19 protein-coding genes and 1 riboswitch are annotated in these 21,602 nt (G+C 71.8%); of the genes, 3 read left to right on the top strand and 16 right to left on the bottom strand.

The genetic code is table 11. The annotated features are described in order from the left end of the window. Positions 1-4: 4 nt before the first annotated feature. The 6 genes from ABD832_RS32280 to ABD832_RS32305 all read right to left on the bottom strand — a co-directional run bounded on the left by ABD832_RS32280 (position 5) and on the right by ABD832_RS32305 (position 6,585). Positions 5-643 (bottom strand): helix-turn-helix transcriptional regulator, encoded by a 639-nt coding sequence (locus tag ABD832_RS32280; RefSeq protein ID WP_344902997.1) that lies wholly within the window; start codon positions 641-643, stop codon positions 5-7. Positions 644-1,075: 432 nt separating this feature from the next. Next, positions 1,076-2,005, bottom strand: coding sequence for an FKBP-type peptidyl-prolyl cis-trans isomerase (locus tag ABD832_RS32285; protein WP_344903000.1), 930 nt, complete (start codon positions 2,003-2,005; stop codon positions 1,076-1,078). Positions 2,006-2,462: 457 nt separating this feature from the next. After that, positions 2,463-3,821 (bottom strand): Pup--protein ligase, encoded by a 1,359-nt coding sequence (pafA, locus tag ABD832_RS32290; RefSeq protein WP_344903003.1) that lies wholly within the window; start codon positions 3,819-3,821, stop codon positions 2,463-2,465. Positions 3,822-4,009: 188 nt separating this feature from the next. Next, positions 4,010-4,822 (bottom strand): proteasome subunit alpha, encoded by an 813-nt coding sequence (prcA, locus tag ABD832_RS32295; protein ID WP_344903006.1) that lies wholly within the window; start codon positions 4,820-4,822, stop codon positions 4,010-4,012. Between the two features lie 25 nt (positions 4,823-4,847). Beyond that, positions 4,848-5,666 carry a proteasome subunit beta gene (gene prcB, locus ABD832_RS32300; protein WP_344903008.1) on the bottom strand — a complete coding sequence of 273 codons (819 nt, stop codon included), beginning with the start codon at positions 5,664-5,666 and terminating at the stop codon, positions 4,848-4,850. A 709-nt stretch (positions 5,667-6,375) separates the two neighbouring features. Continuing rightward, complete coding sequence (locus tag ABD832_RS32305) at positions 6,376-6,585, bottom strand: ubiquitin-like protein Pup (protein WP_344903011.1); 210 nt, start codon at positions 6,583-6,585, stop codon at positions 6,376-6,378. 230 nt (positions 6,586-6,815) lie between these two features. Here ABD832_RS32305 and ABD832_RS32310 point away from each other — a divergent pair, with 230 nt between their 5' ends. Both ABD832_RS32310 and ABD832_RS32315 read left to right on the top strand, forming a co-directional pair. Beyond that, positions 6,816-7,220 carry a hypothetical protein gene (locus ABD832_RS32310; RefSeq protein ID WP_344903014.1) on the top strand — a complete coding sequence of 135 codons (405 nt, stop codon included), beginning with the start codon at positions 6,816-6,818 and terminating at the stop codon, positions 7,218-7,220. Between the two features lie 99 nt (positions 7,221-7,319). Further along, complete coding sequence (locus ABD832_RS32315) at positions 7,320-8,114, top strand: serine/threonine-protein kinase (RefSeq protein ID WP_344903016.1); 795 nt, start codon at positions 7,320-7,322, stop codon at positions 8,112-8,114. A 106-nt stretch (positions 8,115-8,220) separates the two neighbouring features. Here ABD832_RS32315 and ABD832_RS32320 read toward each other — a convergent pair whose 3' ends face one another. From ABD832_RS32320 to ABD832_RS32365, 10 genes are all read right to left on the bottom strand, one after another. Next, positions 8,221-9,543 carry a cobyrinic acid a,c-diamide synthase CobB gene (locus ABD832_RS32320; RefSeq protein ID WP_344903019.1) on the bottom strand — a complete coding sequence of 441 codons (1,323 nt, stop codon included), beginning with the start codon at positions 9,541-9,543 and terminating at the stop codon, positions 8,221-8,223. Beyond that, positions 9,537-10,139, bottom strand: a complete 603-nt coding sequence (gene cobO, locus ABD832_RS32325; RefSeq protein ID WP_344903022.1) for a cob(I)yrinic acid a,c-diamide adenosyltransferase — start codon at positions 10,137-10,139, stop codon at positions 9,537-9,539. Before cobO ends, ABD832_RS32320 begins: the two co-directional genes overlap by 7 nt. A 148-nt stretch (positions 10,140-10,287) precedes the next feature. Then, a complete protein-coding gene (locus tag ABD832_RS32330) occupies positions 10,288-12,471 on the bottom strand; it encodes a VWA domain-containing protein (RefSeq protein ID WP_344903024.1) in 2,184 nt (727 codons plus the stop codon). Positions 12,472-12,538: 67 nt separating this feature from the next. Further along, on the bottom strand, positions 12,539-13,102 hold the full coding sequence (locus ABD832_RS32335) for a histidine phosphatase family protein (RefSeq protein ID WP_344903027.1): 564 nt from the start codon (positions 13,100-13,102) through the stop codon (positions 12,539-12,541). Next, on the bottom strand, positions 13,099-13,863 hold the full coding sequence (locus tag ABD832_RS32340) for a CbtA family protein (protein WP_344903029.1): 765 nt from the start codon (positions 13,861-13,863) through the stop codon (positions 13,099-13,101). The genes ABD832_RS32335 and ABD832_RS32340 overlap by 4 nt, the downstream gene beginning before the upstream one ends. A gap of 7 nt (positions 13,864-13,870) precedes the next feature. Continuing rightward, positions 13,871-14,065: a CbtB domain-containing protein gene (locus ABD832_RS32345; RefSeq protein WP_344903031.1), complete on the bottom strand. Its 195-nt coding sequence runs from the start codon at positions 14,063-14,065 to the stop codon at positions 13,871-13,873. A 29-nt stretch (positions 14,066-14,094) separates the two neighbouring features. After that, a riboswitch (cobalamin riboswitch) is annotated at positions 14,095-14,211 on the bottom strand. A 119-nt stretch (positions 14,212-14,330) separates the two neighbouring features. After that, a complete protein-coding gene (gene dop / locus ABD832_RS32350; RefSeq protein WP_344903034.1) occupies positions 14,331-15,848 on the bottom strand; it encodes a depupylase/deamidase Dop in 1,518 nt (505 codons plus the stop codon). A gap of 87 nt (positions 15,849-15,935) precedes the next feature. Then, positions 15,936-17,102, bottom strand: a complete 1,167-nt coding sequence (locus ABD832_RS32355) for an acyltransferase family protein (RefSeq protein ID WP_344903037.1) — start codon at positions 17,100-17,102, stop codon at positions 15,936-15,938. A 272-nt stretch (positions 17,103-17,374) separates the two neighbouring features. Beyond that, positions 17,375-19,138, bottom strand: a complete 1,764-nt coding sequence (gene arc / locus ABD832_RS32360; protein WP_344903040.1) for a proteasome ATPase — start codon at positions 19,136-19,138, stop codon at positions 17,375-17,377. Between the two features lie 205 nt (positions 19,139-19,343). Next, entirely contained in the window at positions 19,344-20,222 is an 879-nt protein-coding gene (locus ABD832_RS32365) for a tRNA (adenine-N1)-methyltransferase (RefSeq protein ID WP_344903042.1), read from the bottom strand. Positions 20,223-20,377: 155 nt separating this feature from the next. Here ABD832_RS32365 and ABD832_RS32370 point away from each other — a divergent pair, with 155 nt between their 5' ends. Next, positions 20,378-21,526, top strand: coding sequence for a GNAT family N-acetyltransferase (locus ABD832_RS32370; protein WP_344903045.1), 1,149 nt, complete (start codon positions 20,378-20,380; stop codon positions 21,524-21,526). The last annotated feature ends 76 nt before the right edge of the window (positions 21,527-21,602 follow it).

Consider the following 21,602-nt stretch of genomic DNA (forward strand, 5'->3'; position numbering starts at 1 on the left):
TATGTCAATCTTCATTGTTTTTAGAAAAGGCGACGCAGCACTCCCCCGGGCGCGGGTCCAGCCGGGCCGCGGAGGCGTCCTGGCCGAGCGACTCCAGCATGCCCCGGCAGAGCTCCAGGTTGACCGAGCAGACCAGCAGCGGGTGCTCCTCGGCGAGCAGGTGGAACGGGCAGTTGCGCAGCCGGACCTGCCCGTCCTCCTCGTAGGGCTGGTAACCGCGCCGGCGCAGCACCCCGGGCAGGTCCTCCCCCTCCAGGGCGAGCCCGGCCCCGGCCCGGCGGGCGGCGCGTTCGGCCCGCTCGTCCTCGCCGAGTTCCTCGATCGCCTCGGCCAGCACCAGGGCGAGCGTGCGGTAGTCGCGGGCCGGCACGCTGACCTGCCACTCCCCCGGCGCCCTGCGGTAGACCTTCGCGGGCCGGCCGCTGCCCGGGCCGGTCCGCTCGGTCAGCCGCCGGAACCCGGCCTCCAGCAGGCCCGCCTCGACGAGCCTGTCGAGGTGGAACGCGGCCAGGGTCCGCTGCACCCCCACCGCCTCGGCCGCCTCGTTCCTTCCCACGTCCCGGCCCAGGGAGGCGACGTAGTCGTAGACGGCCCGGCGCACCGGGTCGTGGAGTACCGCCACCGTGTCGAGGTCGTCGCTCACAGCCGGATTCTAGGCCCGCGGGGCCGGACGGCGGCCGGGACGTCCGCTTCCGCCTCCGCTTCCGCGCGAAGGCGCGCCTGGAAGGCGGGGGGACGGGGAGACGGGGAGACGGGGATACCGCGGGCGGGAGGCACCGCGGTACGGGACGACGCGGTAAGGGGCGACGCGGTACGGGACGACGCGGTGCGGGGCGACGCGGGAACCGCACGGGGTGACCGGTGCGGGGTGACGGGCGCGAGGGTGAAGCGTGCGGGGGTGACGGGTGCGGCAACGGCCGCGTGACCGGGCCCGATCGGGCCCGGTCACGGTGGACACGTCGCGGAGGGATCCGGCGGGATACGCCGGAGAAAGGGGCGGAAGATCCCTGCGGGCTCTCCCGGGGCTCCCCGGGGCCTGAGAACTCCTCAGGGCTCCCGGGGGTTCTTCGGGGCTCTAGTAGGCGGCCACCACGTCGACCAGGAAGACCAGGGTGTCGGTGCCCTTGATCTTCTCGCCGGAGCCGGCCTTGCCGTAGCCGAGGTCCGGCGGGATGCTCAGCAGCACCCGGCTGCCGACCGGGACGCCGACCAGACCCTGGTCCCAGCCCTTGATGACCTTGCCGGTGCCGATCTGGAACATGATCGGCTGAGCGCCGCGGGACCAGCTGCTGTCGAACTCGACGTCCGAGCCCCAGATCTTGCCCGCGTACTGGACCAGGATCGACTGGCCGGACTTGACCGCGGGGCCGGTGCCCTTGATCACCGTCTTGACGACGAGATCCTTGGGAGCCTTCTCCTTGGTCTTGGTGGTGAGCTTCGGCGCGGCGTCGCCGCCCGGGCTCTCCACCTTGACGCCCTTGAGGCCGGGGTCGCTCGCGGTGCCCTTGGCGGTCTTCTCGGCGGGAACGCCGACCACGTCGACCACGAAGACCTGCGACTGTCCCGGCGGGGCCTGCGCCTGCTGCTCCTTGGGCAGGGCGTCCTTGCCGACGACGGACAGGAACCTGCCGCCGCCCTTGGTCTCGGCGAAGCCCTTGCGGAGGATCTCGGGGACCTGCTCGTTGAGCGTGATGACCTGCGGGCCACCCTCGTCGTAGGTCGAGCCCGCGAGCTTGTTCTCCTTGCCGTCCCAGGTGAAGACGGTGAAGTTGGCCACGACGCTGCCGCCGGGCTTCACCGGCTCACCGGCCGTGCCGGGGGTGAGCACCTTGAAGGAGGAGCTCTCGACGACCTTGGACGGGAAGGCCACGGTCGGCTTCGCCCCGGCCGCTCCGGTGACCTGCAGCTCGGCGACCCCACCGCTGCTCGCGGAGCTCGCGGAGCTGGAGGCACCGGTGGTGCTGGTGGCGGCGTCCCCTCCGGACCCGCATGCTGCGGCGAACATCAGAGGCACTGCGGCCAGTACGGCCATACTGCGGCGGCGCATAGGTATCCCTCAAGCAGACGTCAGGTTTGCGCCACACTACCCGTCCCGGTGTACGGAGAGGGTAAGACCGGGTCGAGCTTGCCGAAGCGTGACCATGACATGCCGACGATCGACGCAAGGCCGCCCGCCGCCCGTGAAACATTCATCGCGGCCGGTCCCCGTCCGCATGCGGACGATCATCGGATCCGGCCTCCCGGCACCCGCGGACGACCTGCATCCGCAGACGACCGGCGGCCGCGGACACCGACGAGCGCGGACGACCGGCATCCGTGGACGACCGGCGGGCACGGACGACCGGCGGGCGCGGGCACCCGACGGGCCCGCCACCCGTGCAGGGGCGGCGGGCCCGGTGTCCGTACGCGCGGACGGCCGGCGGGCCCGGCCCCGTGTGCAGGGTCCCGCGGCCCGGCGTCCGTCACATGCCGGCGATGAGCTTGTCCACCCGCTCGTCGACGCTGCGGAAGGGGTCCTTGCAGAGCACGGTGCGCTGCGCCTGGTCGTTGAGCTTCAGGTGCACCCAGTCGACGGTGAAGTCGCGGCGCTTCTCCTGGGCCCTGCGGATGAACTCCCCGCGCAGCCGCGCGCGGGTGGTCTGCGGCGGCACCGACTTGGCCTCGAAGATCTTCAGGTCGGAGGCCACCCGCTCCACCGCGCCGCGCTTCTGCAGCAGGTAGAACAGGCCGCGACGGCGGTGCACGTCGTGGTAGGCCAGGTCGAGCTGGGCGACCCTGGGGCTGGAGAGCGGCAGGTCGTACTTCCTGCGGTAGCGCTCGATCAGCTGGTACTTGGTGACCCAGTCGATCTCGCGGGCGACCTTGTCCAGGTCACCGGTCTCGACCGCGTTGAGCGTGCGCTCCCACAGCTCCAGCACCCGGTGGCTGAGCTCGTCGCCGCCGCGGCGGTCCACGAAGTCGCGGGCCTTGGAGAGGTACTCCTCCTGGATCTCCAGCGAGGACGCCTCCCTGCCGTTGGCCAGCCGCACCCGCCGCCTGCCGGTCATGTCGTGGGAGACCTCGCGGATGGCCCGGATCGGGTTCTCCAGGGAGAGGTCGCGCATCACGGTGCCCGCCTCGATCATGCGCAGCACCAGGTCGGTCGCGCCGACCTTGAGCAGCGTGGTCGTCTCGCTCATGTTGGAGTCGCCGACGATGACGTGCAGGCGGCGGAACCGCTCGGCGTCGGCGTGCGGCTCGTCGCGGGTGTTGATGATCGGGCGCGACCGGGTGGTGGCGCTGGAGACGCCCTCCCAGATGTGCTCGGCCCGCTGGGAGACGCAGTAGACCGCTCCCCTGGGCGTCTGCAGCACCTTGCCGGCGCCGCAGACGATCTGCCGGGTGACCAGGAAGGGGATCAGCACGTCGGCCAGGCGGCCGAACTCGCCGTGCCTGCCGACCAGGTAGTTCTCGTGGCAGCCGTATGAGTTGCCCGCGGAGTCGGTGTTGTTCTTGAACAGGTAGATGTCGCCGGCGATGCCCTCCTCGCGGAGACGCTTCTCGGCGTCGACGAGCAGACCCTCCAGGATGCGCTCCCCCGCCTTGTCGTGGGTGACGAGCTCCACGACGTTGTCGCACTCGGGGGTGGCGTACTCGGGGTGGCTCCCCACGTCGAGGTAGAGGCGGGCGCCGTTGCGGAGGAAGACGTTGCTCGATCGGCCCCAGGAGACGACACGGCGGAATAGATATCGCGCTACCTCGTCGGGTGACAGCCGCCGCTGTCCCCTGAACGTGCAGGTGACGCCGTACTCGTTCTCAAGCCCGAAGATGCGACGATCCATTGCCTCACACTATTCGCCGAACCCCTCTCGTGGGAGGGATCATGGGGTTTTCGGTCGTACGGCTTATGCCCAGGCTGATGACCTGCTAAGCGCGAACGTGCCTGGTGTCCGGATCGTCGGCGTCGGGGCGTACGAGAACCGGCCGCCGGCCCCGTACGGGGCCGGCGGCCGGTGCGTGCGCGTCGGGGTCAGCCGCTCGATCCGGTGTCGATGTCACCCTCGGGGGCGGTCGGCGGGGTACCGGGCGTCTCGGGGGCGGTGAGGGGGTTTCGCGCCTGCTCGTCCCTGACCGCCTGGGCGGCCGACTCGGCGGCGGGGGCACCGGCGGCCAGCAGGCGCTCCAGCCTCGGCCCGTTGAGCCTCAGGAACTTGCGGTGCGGCCGGTTGCGGTCGAGCACCGCCACCTCGAGCTGGGCGGCCGGGAAACGCTCGCCGCCCGGCTCGGTCAGCGCGAACAGCGCGGCCTCCAGCGCCTCGCCCAGCGACAGGCCGTCGCGGTACTGCTCCTTGAGCCGTCCCGCCACCGCCTCGGCCTGACCGCCCATGGCGACCAGGCCCGCCTCGTCGAAGACCGAGCCGTCGAAGGTCAGCCGGTAGATGTGGTCCTCGTCGGCGGAGTCGCCGACCTCGGCGACCACGATCTCCACCTCGAACGGCTTCGGCGACTCGGTGAAGATCTGGCCGAGGTTCTGCGCGTAGAGGTTGGCCAGGCCGCGGGCGGTGACGTCGTCGCGGGCGTAGGTGTAGCCGTTGATGTCGGCGTAGCGGATGCCGCCGAGACGCAGCGCCTCGAACTCGTTGTAGCGGCCGACCGCGGCGAAACCGATCTTGTCGTAGATCTCGCTGATCTTGTGCAGGGCACGGGAAGGGTTGGGCGCGACGAACAGGATGCCGTCCTCGTACTGCAGGACGACGACGCTGCGGCCCCGCGCGATCCCCTTACGCGCGTAGTCCGCCTTGTCCCGCATCTGCTGCTCGGGCGAGACATATCCAAAAGGCATGGACACCTGGGGTGATCCTCTCGTGTTAGCGCAGCGGGGCGGTGGGGCCGTCGGGGGAGTTCGTCCGGGAGTCCACCACGATCCGGACGTACTCGGCGACCTCCTCGTCGGGGAGCCGGCGGTACCCGTCGGCCGTGATCACCGCCATGACGGGCCAGATCCTGCGGATCACGTCGGGGCCGCCGGTGGCCGAGTCGTCGTCGGCGGCGTCGTAGAGGGCGTGGACCAGGGTCAGGACGGTGTCCTCGGGCGAGGCGCCCTCCCGGTAGAGCTTCTTCAAGGCCCCGCGCGCGAAGATCGAGCCGGACCCGATCGCGTGGTGGTGGTGCTGCTCGTACGGACCGCCGCCCACGTCGTAGCCGAAGATCCGGCCACCGTCGATGTCGGGGTCGTACGCGGCGAACAGCGGCACCACGACGAGTCCCTGCATGGCCATCGGCAGGTTGCCGCGGATCATCGTGGCGAGCCGGTTGGCCTTGCCCGTCACCGAGAGCGTGCGGCCCTCGCGCTTCTCGTAGTGCTCCAGCTCCACCCGGTAGAGGCGGGCCAGCTCGATCCCGGTGCTCGCCGCCCCGGCGATGCCCATGGCCGAGTGGTCGTCGGTACGGAACACCTTCTCCATGTCGCGCTGGGAGATGATGTTGCCGGAGGTCGCCCGGCGGTCTCCGGCGATCACCACGCCGCCGGCGCACATCGCCGCGACGATCGTGGTGGCATGCGGAATCTGGTCACCCACCGGGGTCGCCAGCGTCTCGTTACGGCCAGGCAACAAGTCCGGCGAGTGGGACCTGACGAACTCGGTGAACGAGGAGCTCCCGGTGTCGGTAAAGATATGATTCACCATGCCGGCGGGCAGGTCCCTGTGCGATCCCACGCGACTCCCTCCAAAGGTGCAGTCCTTTAAGGCCCGACCTTACTCATCTTGCCGTGCTGCTTGCACTTCCCTGGATCAGCTCAGCGCGAACCACCTACCGGTGCCCGGCTTTTGAATCTTCACGGGTGACCGGCCTCGCCACGGCGGGGTCCACCGCCCCGCGGAGCGGACGCGGACGGGTGCGGACGGACACGACGAATCCGGCACCGGCGGTGGTCAGAGATGCCGGCGGGGTCCTGAGCGGGGCCCGGGGCGGGGGTGGCCGTCCGGTACGACGGCGGCGCGGGAGCGGTGATCAGGGGCCGTGGGAAAGGCGCGGACGGGGCCGGGGCGGAGATCGCCGTCCGGCGCGACGGCGGCGCGGGAGTACGGGACGCGGGGCCGCGGGTGCCCCGCCGGGGACCGGAGAACGGGAGGCGGGGGCCGCGGGACGGGGTCTCGTTCCCTCCGGGAACCGTTCCCGGAGGGACCCCTCACCGCTCGGCCTCGGCACCGGTGGCCACCGCGGTGGAGCGCCGTGAAGAACGCTCCCGGCGGGGACGGCCGCGCGTCACCCGCCCGCCGGGTCCGGCACTCGCCGAACTCGGCCCACGGCCGGGGCGAGCCTGCGGATCACGACGGGTCCGCCCTCACCCGGCCCCGGTGGGACGGATCTCGATGTGGGACCTGGATGTGGGACCTACTGGCCGCCCTTCTGGACATACGACCTGACGAATTCCTCGGCGTTCTCCTCGAGCACCTCGTCGATCTCGTCGAGGATCGCGTCGACGTCGTCCGAGAGCTTCTCGTGACGTTCCTGGACGTCGGAGGTCTCGGCCGGGGCGGTCTCCTCGACCTCCCTGTCGGTGCGGCCGGTCTGCTTCTGGCCGCCCGTGTCATTGCTCGCCATCTGTGGCACCTCCACCTGGGGGACGCATCTGATTCATATCTTCCCCGAACCGGGCGACATTGCGCGCGGATGGTCCCGCGATCTTTGCGGGGTCCGCACGGGCCGTGCCGAGGTCCTGCCCGTCAGGGAACCCCCTCACCCGACCTGATGGCAAATCCGCCGCCCCCTTGACCGGATAGCCCTCCTATCCAATAATTGGTCAGCGCCGCTATCCAATGAGAGGACCCCCCGTGTCACCGTCTTCGCTGAGCACCGCCGGAGTGCTCCTGATCACCGTTCCCGCCGTGGCCTTCGGCGGGGTCTCCCTGCTCGCGCACATCATGCGCGATGTCCCCGGTTACATGGACAACCCCGTCCGCCGCGGGCTGTGGCGGGCCGGGCACGCGCACGCGGGCGTCCTGGTGCTCTTCGCGCTCGTCGCGCTCCTGTACATCGACCGGGCGGACCTGTCCGGCGGCATGAAGGACCTGATCCGGGTCCTGATCGTGGCCGCGCCGATCCTGATGCCGATCGGCTTCTTCCTGTCGGTGGTCCGCCCCTCGGACACCAAGCCGAACCGGCTGATCTGGCTGGTCCCGGCGGGCGGTGTCGCGTTGGGCGCGGGTACATTGCTGCTGGGCATCGGCCTGGTGTGACCACCCTCACCCGCCGGATCCGCAAGGAACGGCCGCCGGAAGGCGTGTTGGGAACGTTCCAGGTAGGCCTAGGGGGTGGAAAACTGCGATCATTGTCGGGTGAGCACCATCATCGCGCGCAGGTACAAGCTCGTCTCCCGCGTCGGCCAGGGGGCGACCGGCGTCGTCTGGCGCGCATACGACCTGCTTCTGGAGCGAGAGGTGGCACTCAAGGAGATACCCCTGCCTCCAGGACCCGCCGCCGCGGAACAGCGGCGGCGCGTGGTCCGGGAGGCGCGGATGGCGGCTCGGCTGAGCCACCGGGGCATCGTGACGGTGCACAACCTCACCGAGGAGGCCGACCGTCTCTGGATCGTCATGGAGTTCCTGGAGGCGCTGACGCTGCACGACACGCTCGTGCAGGCGGGCCCGCTCCCGGTGGACCTGGTGGCGGCGATGGGCTGCCGCCTGCTGGAGGCGCTGCGGCACGCGCACGACGGCGGGGTGATCCACCGTGACATCAAGCCCGCCAACATCATGCTGACCGGCGACCGGGTGGTGCTGGCCGACTTCGGCTTCGCCGCGCCCGAGGGGGCCGCGACGAGCTCGATGCGCGGCACCCCGGCGTTCATCGCGCCGGAGGCGCTCCAGGGCCGGGGCGGCACCCGCGAGGCGGACATGTGGTCGTTCGGCGCGACCCTGTACATGGCGGTCGAGGGCAGGACCCCGTTCCGTACGGTGAACTCGATGGCCGCGCTGGTGGCGGCGCTGCGGGAGCCTCCGCGCGCGCCCAAGCGGGCGGGGGCCCTGGAGCCGGTGCTGCGCGGGCTGCTGCGCAAGGACCCCCGGGCCCGGCTGAGCTCCGCGCGGGCGGCCAAGATGCTGGAGGACGTGCGCTGCTTCACCGCCGCCTGACACCAGCCTGACACCTGCCCGGCCGCGTCCCGGCCGGGCGAGGGCGTCCGAGGGTCACGGTGCAGCGGACCGGCGGGCCCCGCGGGAGGCGGTGAGGCCGGCGGGGTCAGCCGACCGGGACGCGGCGGCAGGCGGCGACGAACCGGGAGGCCAGGTCGGGGCTGCCGGCCCAGTGCAGGTGCAGGTACGAGGCGGTGACCCGGTCGTCGGCGAAGCCGTCCGCCCCTCCCCGCCAGCGGAACAGCGGCCGGTCGGGGGCAGGCGCGATCGCGGTGCGGTGGAACTCGTGCCCCCGGTAGCGTTCGCCGTCCCGGGTGAGCGCCGAGTCCCGGACGGCCACCGCGTCCCGGTACCCGAGCGTCAGGGTGCCGGTCATCCGGGCCTCGACGTCGAGCACCCCGCACATCGGCCGGTCGTCCAGCCGCCTGGCCAGGTAGAGCAGGCCCGCGCACTCGGCCGAGATCGGCCCGTCGAACGCGCCGACCTCCCTGCGCAGCGGTTCGTTGGCCGACAGCTCGGCCGCGTAGACCTCGGGGAACCCGCCGCCGATGACGATCCCGCGGGTCCCCTCGGGAAGGGCCTCGTCGGCCAGCGGGTCGAGGGGGACGATCTCGGCCCCGGCCGCCGCCAGCAGCTCGGCCTGCTCGGTGTACCCGAACGTGAAGGCCTGGCCGCCGGCGACCGCGATCCTGGTGACGGCCGGGACGGACGGCCCCGGGCTCCAGGGCACGGCCGTCACCGGCGGCGCGGTACGGGCCAGCCGCAGCAGCCCCTCCAGGTCGCAGGAGGCCGCGACGAGGTCCGCGACGGCGTCCATGGCCCAGACGGCCTGGGTACGGCGCTCGGCCGCGGGCACCAGGCCCAGGTGCCGGGAGGGGGTCTCCACCGCGTCGCTGCGGCGGATCGCGCCGAGCACCGGCACCCCGCTCTCGGCGAGCGCCTCGCGGCAGATGCGTTCGTGCCGCTCGGAGCCGATCCGGTTGAGGATCACCCCGCCGAGCCTGATCCGGGTGTCGTAGGAGGCGAACCCGTGCACCAGCGCCGCCACCGACCGGCTCTGCCTGGCCGCGTCCACCACCAGGACCACGGGGGCCTCCAGCAGCCGGGCCACGTGCGCGGTGGAGGCGAACTCGCCCGAGCCCGCGCCGTCGTACAGGCCCATGACGCCCTCGACGATCGCCAGGTCGGCCCCGGCGGCGCCGTGCAGGAACAGCGGGGCGACGAGGTCCTCCCCCACCAGCCACGGATCGAGGTTGCGGCCCGGACGGCCGGTGGCCAGGGAGTGGTAGCCGGGGTCGATGTAGTCGGGCCCCACCTTGTGCGGGGAGACCGTCGTGCCGCGCCGGGCGAAGGCCGCCATCAGCCCGGTGGCCACGGTCGTCTTGCCCGCCCCGGAGGAGGGGGCCGCGATGACCAGGCGGGCTACCATTCGATGCCCTTCTGCCCCTTCTGACCGGCGTCCATCGGGTGCTTGACCTTGCCCATCTCGGTCACCAGGTCGGCGGCCTCCAGAAGCCGGGGGTCGGCGTCGCGGCCGGTGACCACGACGTGCTGGCCGCCGGGCCGCCCGCGCAGGGTGGCGACGACCTCGTCGACGTCGATCCAGCCCCACTTCATCGGGTAGGTGAACTCGTCGAGCACGTACAGCCGGAACGTCTCGGCAGCGAGGTCCCGCTTGATCTGCTCCCAGCCCTCGCGGGCGTCGGCGGCGTGGTCCTCCTCGCTGCCGGGCCGCTGGATCCAGGACCAGCCCTCGCCCATCTTGTGCCAGGAGACCGTCCCGCCCTCCCCGGAGTCGCCGAGCACCCGCAGCGCGCGCTCCTCGCCGATGCGCCACTTGGCGGACTTGACGAACTGGAAGACCCCGATCGGCCAGCCCTGGTTCCAGGCGCGCAGCGCCAGGCCGAAGGCCGCGGTGGACTTGCCCTTCCCCGGGCCGGTGTGGACGATCAGCAGCGGCCGGGTGCGGCGCTGCCGGGTGGTCAGGCCGTCCTCGGGCACGCTGACGGGTCTGCCCTGCGGCATCCTCGTCCTCCCCTCGTTCTCGCGCGGCACCGTGCCGCTCGCTCACGCGGCACGGTGCCGCTCACGGATCGTTCCGGTGTCGCCGCCCCCGTGGGTGACCCGCGGGTGGCCCGCAGGTGACATGGGGTGGGTCGTGCCGGTCCGGTCCTCACGCGGCACCGCGCCGCTCGCGGATCATTCCGGCCAGGTCGGTGAGGTCGTCCAGGCGTACGGTCTCGGCGCCCATCCGCGCCGCCAGCGCGGAGGCCAGGCCGAGGCGCACGTGGCCGTCCTCGCAGTCGACCACCACGCTCGCGACCCCGGCCAGCAGCCCGGCCGCCCGCCGGGAGTCCTCGACGCTTCCCGAGGTCGCCCTGCCGTCGGTGACCAGGACCAGCAGCGGGCGCCGGGACGGGTCGCGCAGCCGCTCGACGCGCAGCACCTCGGCCGCCCGCAGCAGTCCCGCGGCCAGGGGGGTACGCCCCCCGGTGGGCAGCTCGCGCAGCCGGGCCGCCCCCGCCTCGACCGAGGAGGTCGGCGGCAGGACCAGGTCGGCGCGGGTACCGCGGAAGGTGACGAGCCCGACCTTGTCGCGGCGCTGGTAGGCGTCGAGGAGCAGGCCGAGCACGGCCGTCTTGACCGCGCGCATGCGCTGCCTGGCGGCCATGGAGCCGCTGGCGTCCACCACGAAGAGCACCAGGTTGCCCTCCCTGCCCTCGCGGACCGCCTCCCGGAGGTCACCGCGCCGCAGCAGCAGGCCGGGGCCGCTCCTGCCCCGCGCCGCCTGGTGCGGGGCGGCGGCGCCGACCGTCGCCCTCAGGTGCACCGAGCCGGTACGGCCCTCGGGGACCCTGGCCCCGGTGGTGCGGCCCAGCGGGGTCCTGGCGCGCGAGCGCCGCCCCGGGGCTCCGGCACCGACGCCGGGGACGGTGAACAGCCTGGTCCTGCCGCCCGGGTCGGCGCCGAAGGTCCGCTCACGCCCGCCCTGCTCCCGGCCCTCGGTCCCGGGTCCGGGCTCCCCCCGCTCCGCGCCGGGACCGGCGGGGTCTGAGGGGTCGGCGGGGTCGGCGGCGCCACGGGGCCCGGGTACGCCCGGGGCGTCCGCCTCTCCGGGAGCCCCGGCGTCACCGGGGTCGTCCCGGGCGTCCGAGGCGTCCGGGGCCTGCTCCCGGCTCCCGGGGACCTCGGGGCCGTCGCCGGGATCCCCGCCACCGGGACCGTCGAGGCCGTCAGGGCCACCTCGGCCGTCCGGGTCGTCGGGATCGCCGGGTCCTTCGGGGTCGTCGGGGTCGTCGGGGTCGTCGGGGTCGTCGGGGATGCGGTCCAGGAGGTCCTGGAGTTTCGCCTCGTCCAGGCCGGGTGCGTCGAAGGGGTCGCGTCGGCGGCGGTGCGGGAGCGCGAGCCGGGCGGCCTCCCGTACGTCGTCGGCGGTGACCCGGGTGCGGCCCTGCCAGGCGGCGTGCGCGATCGCCGCGCTCGCCGTGACCAGGTCGGCCCGCAGGCCGTCCACCTCGAACTCCGCGCAGACGGTGGCGATCCGCAGCAGCGCCGCGTCGGGCAGGACGACCCGCGGCAGCCGGGCCCTGGCCTCGGCGATCCGGGCGGCCAGCTCGCGTTCCTCGTCCGCCCAGGTGGCGGCGAAGCCGCCCGGGTCGGCCTCGTAGGCCAGGCGCCGTCGTACCACCTCGACCCGCCGGGACGGCTCCCGCGAGGCGCGGACCTCCACGGTCAGGCCGAAGCGGTCCAGCAGCTGCGGGCGCAGCTCGCCCTCCTCCGGGTTCATGGTGCCGACCAGCAGGAAGCGCGCCGCGTGCCGGACCGACACGCCCTCGCGCTCGACGTAGCAGGTGCCCAGGGCGGCGGCGTCGAGGAGCAGGTCCACCAGGTGGTCGTGCAGGAGGTTGACCTCGTCGACGTAGAGGACGCCCCGGTGGGCGCCCGCCAGCAGGCCGGGTTCGAAGGACTTCACGCCCTCGGTCAGGACGCGTTCGATGTCGAGGGAGCCGACGAGCCGGTCCTCGGAGGCGCCGACGGGCAGCTCGACCAGGCGGGCGGGCCGGAGCGCCCCCTGCGCGGACGGGACCGCGGAGGGGACCGCGGACGGGACCTCGTGCGGCCCGTCGGGGCAGCCGGGGTCGGGCGCCGCCGGGTCGCAGGAGAAGCGGCAGCCGGTCACCACCTCGACGGGAGGCAGCAGGGCGGCCAGCGCCCGCACGACGGTGGACTTGGCGGTGCCCTTCTCCCCCCTGACCAGCACGCCCCCGACCCGCGGGGAGACGGCGTTGAGGATCAGCGCGAGCTTGAGGTCCTCCAGCCCCACGATCGCGGTGAACGGATAACGGGAGTCAGGCACCTTCGGGATCTCCTTGCGTCGTCGTGCGGGGAGGTCGTCGTGCGAGAACGCCGTCACGGGAGCGCCGTCACGGGGAGTACGTCAGCCGCCAGCGCACGCCGCGCCCGGTGAGCGACACCCGGGCCAGCGGTGCCACGTCCACGCGCCAGAAGGCGCGGGCCGGGGCCCCGAGGGCGTGCACCACGGCGGCGCGGATGACCGCCGGGTGGGTGACCGCCACCGTCCGGCCCGGCGTGCGGACGGCGAGCCAGCCGGCCACCCTCGCCAGGAGCGCGGTGACCGGCTCACCTCCGTGCGGCGCCGCGGCGGGGTCGCCGAGCCAGGACGCGAGCGCCTCGGGTTCGGCGGCCTCGACCTCGGCGAGCGTCCTGCCGGCCCAGCGGCCGTGGTCGCAGTCGGCCAGCAGCGGGTCGGTCTCGGCCCGCAGGCCGAGCGCCGCCGCCGTCTGCAGGCACCGCAGCTCGGGCGGGCAGGCCGCAGGGCCGGGGACGAACTCGTCCGCCAGCCCGCGGGCCCGGCGCAGGCCGCGCTCGTCGAGCGGTTCGTCGAGGGGGAACGCGGCCCGTGCGGTCGCCACGGTGGAGGCGTGGCAGACCAGCAGCAGGCGAGCGACCCCCGAGGGGGCCGTCACACCGGGCTGCGCCTGCGCGCGGCGAAGGCGAACAGCACGCCGACGCCGGTCCAGAGGACCACCTGGGTGCCCAGGGAGGCCATCCGGAAGTCCCAGAGCAGGTCCGCGGGGAAGCCTCGCGGCACCTCCGCGATCTCCGGCAGGAGGGCCCAGGCCGCGACGACCGGGACGAGCACCGCGGCGCCCGCGACCAGCCACCGCACCCACGGCTCACCGCCCGCGGCGTACCGGTGGGCGAGGATGCCCGCGGCCACCGCGAGGATGCCGATGGCCACCGCGATGAGGTAGAGCAGGGTGCGCTGGCCGATGGTCTCCGGATCGCCCACGGCGGGCGGGTTGGCGGGGTACTTCACGAAGGGGACGAGGACCACCGCGACGAACCCGGCGGCCGCGAGGGTGACCGCGAGCGCCGGTTCCGAGCGGGGCCCGGCCCGGCCACGTACGGCCGCGTAGACCAGGGCGAACAGGCCGCCGACCGCCGTCCCGTACAGGCCCAGGGCCAGGAACAGGCCGAACCGCTGCCCGTTCCTGCTGACCAGGGCCTCCTCCCCGTGGGAGTGGGGGGCCTCGGCGGCGCCGGCCTCGTGGGAGTGCGTCCCGGAGGCCGTGCCGTCGTGGGCCGGGGCGGCGGCCGCGGCCGCCTCCTCCAGCGCGATGGCCCGGTCGATGCCCGGCTCGCCCACGGCGTAGGCGAAGACGGCCGCGAGCAGCCCTGCGAGCAGTCCGGCGACGAGTCCCCGGACGATCAGTTTGGTGATCACATGCGGCTCAGTGGCACGGTACGCCGAGCAGGTGGCGCCCGTCGTGCATGAGCTCGTGCAGGTAGTCACCCGCCTGGGAGACCGCTCCCTGGTCGAAGGTGACCAGGTAGGCCAGGAGCAGCAGCACCGGCACGGCGAGAAGCCAGCGGGTGAGCGACGTCCAGGGAATGGGCTGGGTGTGCGGAGCCGAAATCTGGCTCACGGCTACCTCCTCCGGGATCACGCGTCCCTTTTCGTAGGTCGGTGGCGGCCGAGTGACCTGACTTGCGGCCCGTGAGGACCGTTACAGTGGCGCGACCGTACCGGAATCTCACCGGTTTCCCTCGCACCGCCACAAAACACCCGGAACGTATCCCGGTTTCCCATCTCCCGTCAATCTCGCATAAATCACTAATTATTGATAAAAGCGGCCCGGCATGCCGAGGGGGGAGGTGGCCCGGCCGGGCCACCTCCCCCCTCGGCGGTGCTCACTGCTCGCCGGTCAGCGCCGTCACCAGCTCCGAGGCGGTACGGCAGCGGTCGAACAGCTCGCCCACGTGCGCCTTGGTGCCGCGCAGCGGCTCCATCGTCGGGACGCGCTGCAGCGACTCCCTGCCCGGGATGTCGAAGATGACCGAGTCCCAGGAGGCCGCGGCCACCGACTCGCTGTACTGACTCAGGCAGCGGCCCCGGAAGTAGGCCCGGGTGTCATTGGGCGGCACCTCGATGGCCCGGGTCACCTCCTCCTCGGTGACCAGACGCTTCATGCGGCCCCGGGCGACCAGCCGGTTGTACAGCCCCCGGTCCGGCCGGATGTCGGAGTACTGCAGGTCGACGAGCTGCAGGCGCGGGTGCGACCAGGGCAGGCCGTCCCGGGTGCGGTAGCCCTCCAGCAGCTCCAGCTTGGCGACCCAGTCGAGCTCCCCGGCCAGCTGCATCGGGTCGTCCGCCAGGCGGGTGAGGACCGACTCCCAGCGCTCCAGGACGTCCTTGGTGGGCTCGTCCAGGCCGTTGACGCTGCGCTCCTCGGCGTACTTGCGCGCCAGCTCCAGGTACTCCATCTGGAGCTGCACGGCCGTGAGCTTCCGGCCGTCGCGCATCGAGATCTCGTACTTGAGCGTGGGGTCGTGCGAGACCGCCCGCAGCGCCTGCACCGGGTTGTCGACGGTGAGGTCCCGGGTGAAGTAGCCGTCCTCGATCATCGCCAGGACGAGCGCGGTCGACCCCAGCTTGAGGTAGGTCGAGATCTCCGACATGTTGGCGTCGCCGATGATGACGTGCAGGCGCCGGTACTTCTCCGGGTCGGCGTGCGGCTCGTCCCGGGTGTTGATGATCGGCCGCTTGAGGGTCGTCTCCAGCCCCACCTCGACCTCGAAGAAGTCGGCGCGCTGGCTGATCTGGAAGCCCTCGCCCCGGGAGTCCTGGCCGATGCCGACCTTGCCCGCGCCGGTGACGACCTGCCGCGAGACGAAGAACGGCGTCAGGTGCCGGACGATGTCGGCGAAGGAGGTGGCCCGGCGCATGAGGTAGTTCTCATGGCAGCCGTAGGAGGCGCCCTTGTTGTCGGTGTTGTTCTTGTAGAGCTGGATGGGGGCGTTGGCCGGCATCGCCGAGGCGCGGACCGCCGCGTCGTGCATGACCCGCTCACCCGCCTTGTCCCAGATCACCGCGGCCCGGGGATTGGTGCACTCGGGCGTGGAGTACTCGGGATGGGCGTGGTCCACGTACAGCCGGGCCCCGTTGGTGAGGATCACGTTCGCAAGGCCGAGGTCCTCGTCGGTGAGCTGGCTCTGGTCGGCCACCTCCCGCGCGAGGTCGAACCCGCGCGCGTCGCGCAGCGGGTTCTCCTCCTCGAAGTCCCATCGCGCGCGCCGGACCCGGGCCGCGGAGGCCGCCAGGTAGGCGTTCACGACCTGAGAGGAGGTCACCATCGCGTTGGCCCCCGGCTGTCCGGGCACGGAGATGCCGTATTCGGTCTCGATGCCCATCACCCGCCGTACCGTCATGCGCACCCTCTGTTCATCAGGGACTGTTTCTCTGCCTGGTGTCTATTCCCGACCCTAGACCCTTCACTATGCCCGGTGGTCGGACAGTTATGGCACCGAAGCCTTTTCGCCCGATGCGGCAGGGATCGTGGAGAGCGGTCCTGAGGCCGGGGAGGGCGTCCCGGGGGTGCTCGGACCTCTCCTGCGCCTGCGGGCCCTGACGAGCTCCTGCAGGGGCCGCTCGGCCACCCGGTACACCAGGTAGGAGAAGGCGACGGCGGCCAGCACCGTGACCAGCGCGGTCAGCGGGGGCGGCAGCGTGTCCCGCAGGGCCGGGACGATCACGACCGCGGCCGCGGTGTGGAACAGGTAGAGCGGGTAGGTGAGCGCGCCCAGGACGACCAGGCCGCGCCAGCGCAGCCACCGCAGCCAGCCCAGCGCCACCATCGCCATCAGCACGTAGAAGCCGATCACGGTGGCCACCACGGCCCAGTCGGGCACCGGCATCGCGGCGTAGCCGACCCTCTCCACCCGGCCGGCCACCCGGTCGAGCGCCGCGCTGACGGCCAGGCCGCCGCTGATCCCGGCCAGGCACCACAGCACCAGCCGGGGGCCGAACCTGGTCATCAGGAAGAACGCCATGCCGCCGACGAAGTACGCCGCGTACTTGGGCATGATCACGAGATCGACCCAGGCCTCCTCGCTCCCGGCGAAGAACCCGGCCGCCAGCAGCCAGACGCCCATGAAGACCAGGCAGCGGGCGAACGTCACCCCGACGATCACCAGGATCGAGATCAGCAGGTAGAAGCGGAGCTCCACCCACAGCGACCAGTAGACGCCGTTGGCGTCGTAGACGCCGAAGGCCCGCTGGAGCATCGTCAGGTTGACGCCGTACTCCCCCGCGCTGAGCTTGGGGTCCAGGGCCGTGGCCGCGGTCAGGCCGTAGACCGCGGCGGTGACGGCCACGCTGACCCAGTACGCCGGGAAGAGCCGGACCAGCCGGGAGAGCGCGAACGCGCCCAGGCTCCTGCCCCAGATGCTCATCAGGATCACGAAGCCGCTGATCATGAAGAACAGCTCGACACCGAGGATGCCGAGCCCGGAGATCGTGGAGATCGCCGGGAACAGCTCGGCCGGGCGGTCGCCCCACACCGAGGCGAAGGCGATGAAGTAGTGGAAGGCGAGCACCGCCAGCGCGGCGGTGAACCTCAGCAGGTCCAGTTCGGCGAGACGGCCGCCTTCCCGGGGCGTCTCGCGAGGAGCCGTGCCGTTCACCCGGGGGCCGGGCCGCAGTGTTCACGCACGCCACTTGGACGGCTTTTCGATCACCTGGGTTCCCTGTGACCGGGGGTTGTTCCCGTACACCCCTGTGACCTGTGGGAACGAGGTGACGTCCCGGCCGGTCACGGTGAAAGGCCACGAGGACGGCGTCAGACAATGGAGGATCCCGGGCCCAGGAACGCCGGCGGCGCGGCTCCCCTGGGAGGGGAACCGCGCCGCCGGTCCGCAGCGGGTGCCGCCGGTCCGCGCGGACCGGCGGGGCGCCGTTACAGGTACTGACCGGTGTTGGCCACCGTGTCGATGGAGCGTCCCGCCTCGGTGCCCTGCTTGCCCGTCACGAGGGTGCGGATGTAGACGATCCGCTCGCCCTTCTTGCCGGAGATGCGGGCCCAGTCGTCGGGGTTGGTGGTGTTGGGCAGGTCCTCGTTCTCGGAGAACTCGTCCACGCAGGCGGCCAGCAGATGCTGGATCCGCAGGCCCTTCTGCCCGGTCTCCAGGAACTGCTTGATCGCCATCTTCTTGCCGCGGTCGACGATGTTCTGGATCATCGCCCCGGAGTTGAAGTCCTTGAAGTACAGGACCTCCTTGTCGCCGTTGGCGTAGGTCACCTCGAGGAAGCGGTTCTCCTCGCTCTCGGTGTACATCCGCTCGACGACCCGCTGGATCATGCCGGAGATGGTCTCCCGGCGGTCGCCACCGTTCTCGGACAGGTCCTCGGCGTGCAGGGGGAGCTCCTCGATGAGGTACTTCGAGAAGATGTCCTTGGCCGCCTCGGCGTCCGGCCGCTCGATCTTGATCTTGACGTCCAGACGGCCGGGCCGCAGGATCGCCGGGTCGATCATGTCCTCGCGGTTGGAGGCGCCGATCACGATGACGTTCTCCAGGCCCTCGACGCCGTCGATCTCGCTCAGCAGCTGCGGGACGATGGTGTTCTCGACGTCGGAGGAGACGCCCGATCCACGGGTACGGAAGATCGAGTCCATCTCGTCGAAGAAGACGATCACGGGGGTGCCCTCGGAGGCCTTCTCGCGAGCCCGCTGGAAGACCAGGCGGATGTGCCGCTCGGTCTCGCCGACGTACTTGTTGAGAAGCTCCGGGCCCTTGATGTTGAGGAAGAAGCTCTTGCCGGACTGGCCGGTCTTCTCCGCGACCTGCTTGGCCAGGGAGTTGGCGACGGCCTTGGCGATGAGCGTCTTGCCGCAACCGGGGGGACCGTAGAGCAGCACGCCCTTGGGCGGGCGGAGCTTGTGCTCGCGGAAGAGGTCGGCGTGCAGGTACGGGAGCTCGATGGCGTCCCGGATCTGCTCGATCTGCCGCATCAGCCCGCCGATCTCCTCGTACGAGATGTCGGGCACCTCCTCCAGGACGAGCTCCTCGACCTCGGACTTGGGGATGCGCTCGTAGACGTAGCCCGAGCGCGGTTCCAGCAGCAGGGAGTCGCCCGCCCGGATCGGCTGGTCCATCAGCGACTCGGCGAGCTTCACCACCCGCTCCTCGTCGGCATGCGAGATCACCAGCGCGCGTTGGCCGTCCTCAAGGAGTTCCTTGAGCATCACGATCTCGCCGAGGTCCTCGAACCCGAGGGCCTCCACCACGTTGAGCGCCTCGTTGAGCATGACCTCCTGGCCACGCTTCAGCGATTCGGCCTCCACCGCGGGACTGACGTTCACCCTGAGTTTGCGGCCACCGGTGAAGACCTCCACCGTGCCGTCTTCTCGTGCTTCGAGGAAAACACCGAACCCGGATGGCGGTTGCGCCAACCGGTCTACCTCCTCCTTCAGGGCGACGATCTGGTCCCTGGCCTCCTTGAGGGTGGCCACCAGACGCTCGTTCTGGCCCGTCACGGCCGCGAGGTTCGCCTGTACGTCATGGAGACGCTCTTCGAGGATCCTGGCCTGCCGGGGAGACTCCGTCAGCTTCCTGCGCAACGCCGTGATCTCCTCCTGCAAGAAGGAGACCTGTGTTGTGAGGTCGGCGACCTCCCGTTCGCGCTGCGCGGCACGAGCCTCAGCGTCGTCGCGAGCTGCCACGGCGTCACCTCCTTCCCAGTCGAGACCGACTACTCAAAACCCTACCCATCTGGGGGCTGTCCCTTACCTGGTCGAGCAGTGTTCGTATGACTACATTAAGTGCGTGATGATTAATCCCTTTTAGTGCTTTTAGTACTAGAAGTATATGAACATGAGGGTCGGTTCGCGCGTCACTCTCTCACGGATCCTCGTGTCCGAATCGTCATCAGCTGGTGGAGGTGGTGGAGGTGGTGGAGTCCTCGGCATTGGCCCCCTTCGCCGGGCGTCTGCGCCGAGGTGGCGGCGTCACGCCGTCCGCCATGCGACGCGCCGTGACCAGGAAACCGGTGTGGCCGACCATCCTGTGGTCGGGCCGCACGGCCAGTCCCTCGACATGCCAGTCACGAACCAGGGTCTCCCACGCATGGGGCTCGGTGAAACTCCCGTGCTCCCGGAGAGTTTCCACCGTCCGCGACAGCTGAGTCGTGGTCGCCACATAACAGCAGATCACACCCCCGGGAGTGAGCGCCTTCGCCGCGGCGTCCACGCATTCCCACGGGGCGAGCATGTCCAGGACGATCCGGTCGACGTCGCTCTCGTCGAGGGACTCGACGAAGTCGCCGACCACCAAGCGCCACTGCTCCATCGGCCCGCCGTAGAACTTCTCGACGTTCCTGGTGGCGATCTCGGCGAAGTCCTGGCGCCGCTCGTACGAGGTGAGCGTGCCCTCGGCGCCCACGGCGCGCAGCAGGAAGCAGGACAGCGCGCCGGAGCCGACGCCCGCCTCCACCACCCGGGCACCGGGAAAGATGTCGGCCATGGCCACGATCTGCGCCGAGTCCTTGGGGTAGATCACCGCCGCGCCGCGCGGCATGGAGAGCGTGTAGTCCTGGAGCAGGTGCCTGAACGCCAGATACTGGGTGCCGCCGGACGAACGCACCACCGAGCCCTCGGGCTGGCCGATCAGCTCACTGTGCGGGATCCCGCCCTTGTGGGTGTGGAACACGCCGTCTTCCTTCAGCGTCACCGTGTGACGCTTGTTCTTGGGGTCGGTGAGCTGAACCTGATCCCCGGCCTGAAACGGCCCATGCCTGCGAAAACCCATGAGCGCAAGGTTAACGGCGCCCGGCGGCGGCCGATCCCGCCCGCCCCGGCGGACCCCACTGGACCCGCCGGCCTGCTGGGCCGGGGGGCGGGTCCAACCGCGGACCGGGGTAAACGGTTCGCCGGTAAGGGCCGGAACCTGGTAGCTGTTGCCCTGTGCTCCCAGAAGAAGTGATCCCCGCCGGCCCCGTAACGCTCAGGCCCCACACCGACGCCGACGCCGAGTCGATCGTGCGGGCCTGTGCCGACCCGGAGATCGTCCGGTTCATCCCCCTTGTCCCCTCCCCCTACACCCACGACGACGCGCTGCGGTACCTGGACTCGGCCCGCGCCGCCTGGAAGGCCGGGGGCGCCGAGTTCGCGATCGCGGACCCGGAGACCGGCGAGTGGCTCGGCAACATCGGCATCAAGCCCCCGCTGCCGCGCGACACCGCCGAGATCGGCTACCTGGTGGCGCCCTGGGCCCGGGGCCGCGGGGTGGCCACGGCCGCGACCTCGGCCCTGACCGGCTGGGGCCTGGCCCACGGGCTGGAGCGCGTCGAGCTCCTCGCCGACGTGGAGAACCTGACCAGCCAGTGCGTGGCGATGGCCGCGGGCTTCCGGCGCGAGGGCGTGCGGCGCGGGGCCGAAGGGCGGCGCGACGGCACCCGCCGCGACCTGGTCTCCTTCGCGCGCCTGCGCACCGACTCCGGCGAGCGCGTGCGGCCGTACCTGCCCTGGTTCCCCGGGGGTTCGCTGACCGACGGGACGGTACGGCTCAGGCCGCTCACCCCGGCCGACACGGAGGAGTACCTGGCGCTGCAGGTCCTGCCGGACGTGGTCGAGCACAGCGTCCCGCCCGAGGCGCCCAGCGTGGAGGAGGCCGCCGAGCGGTGCCGTTCCGCGGGCGCGGACTGGCTGGCCGGCACGATGGCCCAGGCGGTGATCCTGGACGCCTCGACCGGCGCGTTCGCCGGGGACATCCAGCTCAGCGGGGTGATCCCCCCGCTGGGGCAGGCCATGACGGGCTACAGCGTGCTGCCGGGGTTCCGCGGCCGGGGCTTCGCCACCCGGGCCGTGAACCTGCTGGTGGGCTGGGCCTTCGAGCACACTCCCCTGGAACGGATCATCGCGGGCACCTCCCCTGACAACCTCGCCTCGCAGCGCGTGCTGGAGCGGGCGGGCTTCACCAGGGAGGCGCTGATGCGCGGGCTGCTGCCCGGCCCGGACGGAACGCGCCTGGACGACCTGCAGTGGTACCGCCTGCGGGAGGCGCCGGGCGGGTCAGGCGGGCCGGACGGGCCGGACGGGTCCGGGGGCCGCTGAACCCGCCCGGGAGGGCCAGGCCGCTCCCTTCCGGGCTCGCCCCTCCGGCCCCTCGGGCCCTCCGGGTTTTTCCGCG

The sequence above is a fragment of the Streptosporangium longisporum genome, assembly GCF_039534895.1.
GTDB classification, from domain to species: Bacteria; Actinomycetota; Actinomycetes; order Streptosporangiales; family Streptosporangiaceae; genus Streptosporangium; species Streptosporangium longisporum.

Excerpts from the sequence above, each read along its gene's own strand:
- ABD832_RS32285 (WP_344903000.1), bottom strand. The coding sequence starts at position 2,005 with ATGTTCGCCGCAGCATGCGGGTCCGGAGGGGACGCCGCCACCAGCACC.
- pafA (WP_344903003.1), bottom strand. The coding sequence starts at position 3,821 with ATGGATCGTCGCATCTTCGGGCTTGAGAACGAGTACGGCGTCACCTGC.
- prcA (WP_344903006.1), bottom strand. The coding sequence starts at position 4,822 with ATGCCTTTTGGATATGTCTCGCCCGAGCAGCAGATGCGGGACAAGGCG.
- prcB (WP_344903008.1), bottom strand. The coding sequence starts at position 5,666 with ATGGTGAATCATATCTTTACCGACACCGGGAGCTCCTCGTTCACCGAG.
- ABD832_RS32305 (WP_344903011.1), bottom strand. The coding sequence starts at position 6,585 with ATGGCGAGCAATGACACGGGCGGCCAGAAGCAGACCGGCCGCACCGAC.
- ABD832_RS32320 (WP_344903019.1), bottom strand. The coding sequence starts at position 9,543 with ATGGTAGCCCGCCTGGTCATCGCGGCCCCCTCCTCCGGGGCGGGCAAG.
- cobO (WP_344903022.1), bottom strand. The coding sequence starts at position 10,139 with ATGCCGCAGGGCAGACCCGTCAGCGTGCCCGAGGACGGCCTGACCACC.
- dop (WP_344903034.1), bottom strand. The coding sequence starts at position 15,848 with ATGACGGTACGGCGGGTGATGGGCATCGAGACCGAATACGGCATCTCC.
- ABD832_RS32365 (WP_344903042.1), bottom strand. The coding sequence starts at position 20,222 with ATGGGTTTTCGCAGGCATGGGCCGTTTCAGGCCGGGGATCAGGTTCAG.